The sequence below is a fragment of the Vibrio sp. 1751 genome, from assembly GCF_033339895.1.
GTDB lineage: Bacteria > Pseudomonadota > Gammaproteobacteria > Enterobacterales > Vibrionaceae > Vibrio > Vibrio alginolyticus.
Map to the genome: position 1 here is coordinate 24769 of NZ_JAWOVM010000051.1, position 6293 is coordinate 31061.

Below are 6293 nucleotides of genomic sequence, written 5' to 3' on the forward strand. Positions count from 1 at the left end.
TTATTGCTTCAGCGTGCTTTTATGATTTTGGGGGAATGATAAAGCTCATTTTAGTAAATTGATGTGGCTCGCACGTAATTTTTAGCGCTGCATCACGTCCAAATTGATTAGTGAGACGTTTGTCGACAATTTCTAAACCTAGCCCTGAGTGGTTTTCTTTTGGCGGTTCAAAACTGCCTGCGTTGTCTTCGACGGTAATCAAGTGACCTTGTGGGTGTGCTTCGCTGTATATATGAACTTTACCACCTTCAAGCATGTTTGAAATGCCATGCTTAATGGCATTCTCAACCAAAGGCTGGAGTGTAAAGCTTGGTAATTTGATGTCCAGCAATTCAGGTTGAATATCGATTTCAACCTCTAAGCGGTCCGTAAAACGCGCTTTTTCGATGCTCAAGTACGAGTTCACATGTGCAAGCTCTTCCTTTAGCGTCACGGTATTAATGTTCTGCTTTAAATTGCTGCGGAAGAAGTGCGATAAATTTTGGATTAGCTCGCGCGCTTTGTCAGGGTCACGACGAGTAATCGCACTAATAGTATTGAGTGCATTAAACAAAAAGTGTGGATTCACCTGAGCGTGAAGCAATTTTATTTCTGCTTGGGCGAGTAAGGCTTGTTGTTGTTGGTAATCGCCATAAAGGATTTGGCTAGATAGAAGCTGGGCTATTCCTTCCGCCATCGACATGTTGGCCGTCGAGAACAATTTACGCTTCGGTTCATACAGCTTTATGGTACCAATGACCTCTTTCCCTGCACGCAGTGGGATGATCAGCGCAGATCCGAGCTTGCAATCTTTTGCAATGGAGCATTGGTATGGACGCTCCGCACCATCAAGATAAATGATGTCGTTTTTCTCCATGGAGTCTAATGTGCTTTGCGATGAAATCGGCGTGTTTGGTTTATGGTGATCATCGCCAATGCCCACAAACGCTAAGATTTTTTCTTGGTCAGTAATCGCGACAGCGCCCACTTTGGTTTCTTCGTAAATAATACGCGCGATTTTCTCTGCGTTTTCGGTGTTGAAGCCGTTGCTTAGAATTCCCACTGAGCGATCTGCAATGGTGAGCGCTCGACGCGAAAACGTCGCAGAAAACTTTTCAAAGATTGCTTTTCTGTCTTGCAGGATACTCATGAACAACGCCGCACCAAATGAATTCGCGATGATCATAGGCGCTGCAATAGCGGACACCAGTTCATAGGCTTGATCAAAAGGTTTCGCGACGGCGAGCAGCAAAATCATTTGCACCACTTCTGCAACAAACGTAACGCTGAATACGACGCTTGGATTAAACAGCAATGCGCCTTTATTTCGCTTGATAAGGTAAACGTGGAGCAAGCCACCAATTACGCCCTCGGCGGTGGTTGAAATTGCACAGGCTAGGTCAGTAAAGCCACCAAGAGAGTATCGATGAATGCCACCAGTAAATCCGACGGCGAAACCTACAACAGGTCCACCAAACAGCCCGCCCATAACTGCGCCGATCGCACGAGTATTGGCAATAGCATCGTTGATGTGCAGACCGAAATAGGTGCCGAGAATACAAAAGCCAGAGAAGAGTACGTAACAAATTAGGCGGTGGCTTAAGCGCGAAGAAATACTCAGCAAAGGTAAGATGATTGGCGTTTTACTTAGCATGTAAGCCAAAACTAAGTACACACACATCTGTTGTAAAAGGGAGATGACCAGTTCCATAGTGAACCTAACCTAGAATCAATGTTGTTATTGTATACCTAAGTAACCTCAAGATGCTTGGCTCAGATAGATAAGAACAGCTAAGTAAATGATGCTGTGCTTTCTGAGTCTTAAAGTGACTTGGGTATAAAACAAAAAGAGCCTGCAATTGGCAGGCTCCTATCTTAGTCACTCAGATGTGACGAGTATTACGCTGTTTCTGATACGGCTTGTGGTTTCTCTTCGTCAGCCAGTTCAGTTTCACCTTTACCCTTAGAGGTTTTGATAACGTAACCTGTCACAGCTAGGGCAAACACAATACCTACGATAGTTGATAGTTGCATTGGCAGACCAAAACCTAGCGAGCTGTTGTTTAAGATGAACGTGACACATACCGTGGTCATGAAGATAGCTGGGATAGTGGTAATCCAGTGCAGCTTGTTGTGACGCAGTAGGTAAGCGGACGCAGTCCAAAGCATCATTACCGCTGTTGTTTGGTTTGCAAAACCGAAGTAGCGCCAGATAATGCCGAAGTCTACTTGAGTTAAGATACCGCCGATAACGAACAGTGGAAGTGCCATCAGTAGACGGTTACGTAGCGTTTTTTGTTCCATGTTGAAGTATTCAGCAAGGATCAAGCGGCTTGAACGGAACGCTGTATCGCCAGACGTAATTGGTAGGATAACCACACCCAGGAACGCAAGGATACCACCGAACACACCTAGCAGACCAAATGATGCGCTGTATACCACGTTACCAGGACCACCGTTTTTCACAGCTTCGGATAGAGCGTCTAGAGAGCCGAAGAAAGACAGAGCGATAGCACACCAAATTAGCGCGATAACACCTTCACCAATCATTGCACCGTAGAATACGAAGCGACCGTTTTTCTCATTTTCCATACAACGCGCCATCAGTGGAGACTGAGTTGCGTGGAAGCCAGAGATAGCGCCACATGCGATAGTGATGAACAATGCAGGCCATAACGGCATGTCATTTGGGTTGAGGTTAGAGAACATGTCCGAAACTTGGAAGTCACCCATTACTGTGTGTTCGCTAGAGAAAGCAACGGCTGTCATTAGGCCAACAGACATAAAGATAAGTAGGGCGCCAAACAGTGGGTAGAAACGACCAATGATTTTATCGACGGGAACAATCGTCGCAATGATGTAGTAAGCAAATATAGCAATAACCATTGTAGTCATGCTTACGCTCAAGCTTGTTTGATCATTGATGAGGTTAGTAATCATGCCAGCGGGGGCTGAAACGAACACTACGCCAACTAGAAGTAATAGGACAATGGCAAAAATATTCATAAAGTGTTTTGCGCCATTACCTAGGTAGCGACCTGTAATGGTAGGTACAGATGCACCGCCGTTACGCACTGAAAGCATGCCTGAGAAGTAATCGTGTACTGCACCAGCAAAAATACAACCGACTACAATCCAAAGCATCGCCGCAGGACCGTATAGTGCCCCCATGATCGGGCCAAAAATTGGACCAACACCTGCGATGTTAAGTAGTTGAACTAGGTAAACTTTCTTTGTTGACATTGGAACGAAGTCAACACCGTCCGATTTGGTGTGAGCTGGCGTTTGGCGTTTTTCATTGATGCCGAAAATCTTCTCGACGAAAGCGCCGTAGATGAAGTATCCGCCGATTAGGGCTGCGACACAGGTTAGAAACCACATCATAGCAATTGTCCTTGGTCTTAGTTGGGTAGGGTAATTTTTTAATCTCAGGATGCATGTTATGCGTCACTTGTGTTAAATGCATTCGGTTAGTAGATGAGTGGTCGAATAGAGCACTGAGTGGTCGATATGCTGCTTGAGCGGTTTTTAAAAATGGCGAAAGGTTGATGACAGTCTTGAGCGGCTGATTTGAGTCATCAGTGGTTAAATCTGCAAGCTCAGCGGCAAGCGCCAATAATTAGTGGTAAGCTTATTTTTGAAAACAATTACTTAAGGAAGAACCATGAAAAAGGTAACGGTAGGTCTGGCACTGGCTTTACTTGCAGGATGCACAGCAACGACAGCAGATCTTGCCAAGTCGGGAGATTGGCATCAGATCGGATATCAAGATGGCATAACCGGACACACATCGCGCACGATGAGCGAGCTTCGTGAGTTGGGTAGTGTTAAGCAAAATGACTACGACCAAGGTTATTTAGAAGGTTTACGTGAGTACTGTAATCCTGCTTTTGCGTATCAAATGGGGTTATCTGGTCAGTATTACGAAGGGGTTTGTGAAGGTACTGAGCAAGCGCAAAAATTCCGCATGGAATGGCAACGTGGTTGGAATGAATACTCAAATTAATAGTCAATAAAGCCGTTGTTACACTGTCTGCATCACATAAATGTGGCAAAATCTTCCTTATTAAACTATGTTCATATTGCTTGATAGTGAGCACAGCAAAAAAAGGAATCACATTATGTCAACGCAAATGGCTGGTGGCTGGAGTCCATTTCATGAACTCACAGCAGAGAATAAAGAAGTATTTGCTAAAGGTATCGAGGGGTTTGTCGGTGTCAAATACTCCCCTTTGGTTGTGGCTACTCAAGTCGTAGCCGGACAAAACTATGCGTTTTTCTGTAATGCAGAAGTTGTCTACCCTGGAGCACAACCATACCCAGCAATGGTTCATATGTTCAGTGACCTTGAAGGTAAAGTCGGTATTACTCACATTGAACGATTGAACTACTAAATTAAGCCATAAAAGGCGCCTGACTTTTAAATAAGTGAGGCGCTTTATTGATTAAGATTGATTAGTTTGCGCGATCACGACTTTTCTTAAATATCCTTGCTTGGCGTTCAGTTGCTCAGTCGCGCTTTCTCTATCCAGCCCGGTTAAAATCATCAAAATCGCTAACTTGGCGTCGTAGTCCGTTTCTTTGAGCGCCGTTTTAGCCTCTTGGTTAGTACAATCTGTTGCTTGCATAACAATACGAGCCGCTCTTGCAACTAGCTTTGCATTCGTCGCTTTCACATCTACCATTAAGTTCTGATAACTTTTGCCCAGGCGAATCATGCTTGCGGTAGTGAGCATGTTTAGTACGAGTTTTTGTGCCGTCCCTGATTTTAAGCGAGTGGATCCCGTTAACGCTTCAGGTCCAACAACGGGGCTAATCGCAATATCAGCAATATCTGCAATCGGAGAGTCAGGGTTACAAGATAGTGCTACAGTGGTGGCACCAAGCTCGTTCGCATACTCTAAGCCACCAATCACGTAAGGTGTTCGTCCACTTGCCGCAATACCAACGACGACATCGCGTTGTGTTAGCGTATTCTCTTTAAGATCTTGCTCGCCTAATGTAGGGTCGTCCTCCGCCCCTTCTTTTGCACGGAACATTGCCTCTTTTCCACCGGCAATAATACCAACGACCATCTCTGGATCTGTGCCAAAAGTTGGTGGGCATTCTGAAGCGTCCAAAACGCCAAGTCGACCACTGGTACCCGCACCGATGTAAAACAACCGACCTCCGACCTTAAATGCTTCCGTGATCTTATCAACGGCTTCAGCGATCTCAGGCAATACTTTTTCAACGGCAAGAGGAACGAGTTTGTCCTGTTGGTTGATGCGTTGAACAATATCGAGAGAAGGCAGCAAGTCGATGTCCATGGTGTCTGGATTTCGCCCTTCAGATACCAGATGGGATAAAGCTGCGATAAGTGCATCGTTCGTCATAATGAATTAAGCCTTTTTGTTTAGGATCTATTGCCCTTAATTTTTTGAATAGAGTACACCCAGTGAAGCGAGACGACTTGCCCCCGTAACTTCCGGTAAGTTGCTAGGGAGGCCGTGAATATGGCGCTGCGCAAGCCAAGCAAACGCCATTGCTTCCATGTAATCGCCATCAACACCTTTTTCTGCCGTTGTCGCAACGCTCCATTGTGGCAATAACTTGGCCAGTCGTTGCATCAAAAGCGGGTTTCTTGCTCCACCGCCACAGACCAATAGTTGAGGTGTGATGCCATGAGAAAACTTGTCGACTTCGTTGGCAATGGTAATTGCAGAATACTCGCAAAGTGTACGTTGTACGTCTTCGATTGGTAAATTGTGATGGGCCAGTTGTAGATGCAGCCAGTCAATATTGAACAGTTCTCGCCCGGTACTTTTAGGGGCAGGCATGGCGAGGTAAGCTTCTTTGAGTAATTGAGTCAACAAAGTAGCGTTTACCGTTCCTTTAAGTGCAAATTGTGCATCTTCGTCGAAGCTTTGCCCAGTATGCAGCGCACACCATGCGTCCATCAACATATTGCCCGGGCCTGTGTCATAGCCAATGACTGGTTGTTCTGGATGCAGTACCGAGATATTGGCAATGCCTCCAATGTTAAGTACCACAGTTGTGGAATCCTGCATCGCAAAAATGCTTTTATGGAAAGCAGGGACGAGTGGGGCACCTTGTCCACCTAGCGCCATGTCTTTACGACGAAAATCCGCTACCGTATCAATGCCTGTCTTGACCGCGATAATGTTTGCATCGCCCAATTGAGTGGTAAACGGCAAGTTTCCGGTAGGCTGATGGAACACTGTTTGACCGTGATTACCAATCGCATGAATTTGCTCTGCGACGTAACCAGACTTATTGAGTAGCTGTAACACAGCATCTGCAAATAGGTGGCC

6 protein-coding genes are annotated in these 6293 nt (G+C 45.6%); 2 read left to right on the top strand and 4 right to left on the bottom strand.

Translation table 11 applies throughout. From position 1 onward, the window contains the following. Nucleotides 1–19 precede the first annotated feature (19 nt). Entirely contained in the window at nucleotides 20–1690 is a 1671-nt protein-coding gene (locus R7041_RS15560) for a sensor histidine kinase (protein WP_005381915.1), read from the bottom strand. Nucleotides 1691–1878: 188 nt separating this feature from the next. Continuing rightward, nucleotides 1879–3363, bottom strand: a complete 1485-nt coding sequence (locus R7041_RS15565) for a carbon starvation protein A (RefSeq protein WP_005381914.1) — start codon at nucleotides 3361–3363, stop codon at nucleotides 1879–1881. 280 nt (nucleotides 3364–3643) lie between these two features. Here R7041_RS15565 and R7041_RS15570 point away from each other — a divergent pair, with 280 nt between their 5' ends. Together R7041_RS15570 and R7041_RS15575 are read left to right on the top strand one after the other, a co-directional pair. Continuing rightward, nucleotides 3644–3985 carry a DUF2799 domain-containing protein gene (locus tag R7041_RS15570; protein WP_064368998.1) on the top strand — a complete coding sequence of 114 codons (342 nt, stop codon included), beginning with the start codon at nucleotides 3644–3646 and terminating at the stop codon, nucleotides 3983–3985. A 115-nt stretch (nucleotides 3986–4100) separates the two neighbouring features. Beyond that, nucleotides 4101–4373 carry a hypothetical protein gene (locus R7041_RS15575; protein WP_005381911.1) on the top strand — a complete coding sequence of 91 codons (273 nt, stop codon included), beginning with the start codon at nucleotides 4101–4103 and terminating at the stop codon, nucleotides 4371–4373. A gap of 51 nt (nucleotides 4374–4424) precedes the next feature. Here the strand turns inward: R7041_RS15575 and murQ are convergent, their stop codons facing one another. Beyond that, on the bottom strand, nucleotides 4425–5354 hold the full coding sequence (gene murQ / locus R7041_RS15580) for an N-acetylmuramic acid 6-phosphate etherase (protein WP_005381910.1): 930 nt from the start codon (nucleotides 5352–5354) through the stop codon (nucleotides 4425–4427). Nucleotides 5355–5390: 36 nt separating this feature from the next. Next, nucleotides 5391–6293: anhydro-N-acetylmuramic acid kinase (locus R7041_RS15585; protein WP_318128657.1), on the bottom strand; the 903-nt coding region annotated here is incomplete at its 5' end.

Coding starts and splice junctions, on each gene's coding strand:
- R7041_RS15575 (WP_005381911.1), top strand. CDS start 4,101: ATGTCAACGCAAATGGCTGGTGGCTGGAGTCCATTTCATGAACTCACA.
- R7041_RS15565 (WP_005381914.1), bottom strand. CDS start 3,363: ATGATGTGGTTTCTAACCTGTGTCGCAGCCCTAATCGGCGGATACTTC.
- murQ (WP_005381910.1), bottom strand. CDS start 5,354: ATGACGAACGATGCACTTATCGCAGCTTTATCCCATCTGGTATCTGAA.
- R7041_RS15560 (WP_005381915.1), bottom strand. CDS start 1,690: ATGGAACTGGTCATCTCCCTTTTACAACAGATGTGTGTGTACTTAGTT.
- R7041_RS15570 (WP_064368998.1), top strand. CDS start 3,644: ATGAAAAAGGTAACGGTAGGTCTGGCACTGGCTTTACTTGCAGGATGC.